The sequence below is a fragment of the Microvirga tunisiensis genome (assembly GCF_009296175.1).
Lineage (GTDB): Bacteria > Pseudomonadota > Alphaproteobacteria > Rhizobiales > Beijerinckiaceae > Microvirga > Microvirga tunisiensis.
Genome location: NZ_VOSK01000747.1, coordinates 1 through 1,416 on the forward strand (window position 1 = coordinate 1; position 1,416 = coordinate 1,416).

Annotated in this window: 1 protein-coding gene and 1 tRNA gene; both read right to left on the reverse strand. The window is 61.6% G+C overall.

The annotated features are described in order from the left end of the window. Positions 1-1,061, reverse strand: a 1,061-nt coding sequence (locus FS320_RS43350; protein WP_244627764.1) for a TAXI family TRAP transporter solute-binding subunit, incomplete at its 3' end; no start/stop codon positions are given. A gap of 232 nt (positions 1,062-1,293) precedes the next feature. Beyond that, positions 1,294-1,370 (reverse strand) — tRNA-Met (locus tag FS320_RS43355). Between the last annotated feature and the right edge of the window lie 46 nt (positions 1,371-1,416).

A 1,416-nucleotide genomic window follows, 5' to 3' on the forward strand; every position in this document is an offset into this window, starting at 1 on the left:
CTCCCCGCGCCGCCAATGCCTTGATAGTCATGCGAGCCTCCTGATCGAGCCGGCTCATGCGCTCCTCCGTGTCGTCCCGTGACACGGTAGGTCGACTTCAACCGGAGGCGACATCTCGTAAATCTGGCCGTCGCCTTACTCACACATTCGCGCGTCGCGCTACAGCGGATGAGCTTGCCCTTCGCGTGACCGGCATCGAGGGCGGCACGGGTCTTGTCACTCCACAGGCCTTTGACGACCTCGTAGACGACCGCCTCCGGCACCTTGGCGGACGTCACCCATTGGGCGCCCACAGCCAGCGTTTTCACAGCGGCCACATCCTTATAGGTGCCGGCCGGAATCTCATCGGCAGCGAAGAAGCTGTATTGCTTCCGGATTGCATCCGCCTCAGGGCCCGCGAGCGGAACGAGATCGACACCACCGCCGGTCGCGGCAAGCTCCGTAATCGCGCTGGTCGGATAACCACCGACGAAGAAGAAGGCATCCAACCCGCCGTCGCGCATGCGCTCGGCAGCCTGGTTCGGCTTCAGGAAGTCAGCTTTTACATCCGATTCCTTCAAGCCCCAGCCGGAGAGGATGATCCGCGCATCGACGAGTGTGCCGGAGCCAGGCTCGTCGAGAGACACGCGCTTGCCCTTGAGATCCGCGACAGACTTGATGTTGGCAGACTTTGCCGCGACCAGATGGATGCTCTCTGGATAGAGGTTGGCGAGAAGGCGCAGATCGTCGATCTTGCCCTTGCCCTCGAAAAGTCCTGTGCCCGTATAGGCCCAGTAAGCAACATCGGCCTGGGTGAAACCTGATTCGAGTGCGCCCGAGACGATGGAATTGACATTGGCCACCGAGCCGTTCGAGGCCTGAGCCGTCATGACGAGTTGCGGCGGACTCGAGACGGCATTCGCGATGAGACCGCCCACCGGATAATAAGTTCCGGCAGTGCCACCGGTGCCAATCCTGAAGAAGGCGGGAGCTTGAGCGAAGGCGCTGCGGCCTAGAGCGGTTGCAGCACCGAGTCCGAGGCCAATCTTGGCCAACTCGCGACGTGACAGTTTGACAGACATTATGTTCCCCTGGTGAAGGCTACGACCGTTTGCAATACGGTTCTGCTTCACTCTACCGGGAATTGGTGCCCCGTCTACGGGTCTTGCTCGTCTGGTCGGTTGGAGCTTTTGCTTGGCTCGACTGCCGATGGGCGAGATGCGCGGTTGGGGTGTGGCGGGGTCGGGTGTTGCTCGGGGTTCAGAGACGACGAAGCCCTCGGAGCGCTGGGCTCACGAGGGCTTGGTGTCGTGTTGGTTGCGGGGACAGGATTTGAACCTGTGACCTTCAGGTTATGAGCCTGACGAGCTACCGGGCTGCTCCACCCCGCGTCAACGCGTGCGAGTTTGGCACCGCCAAACCCCAAACTGGTGTGCC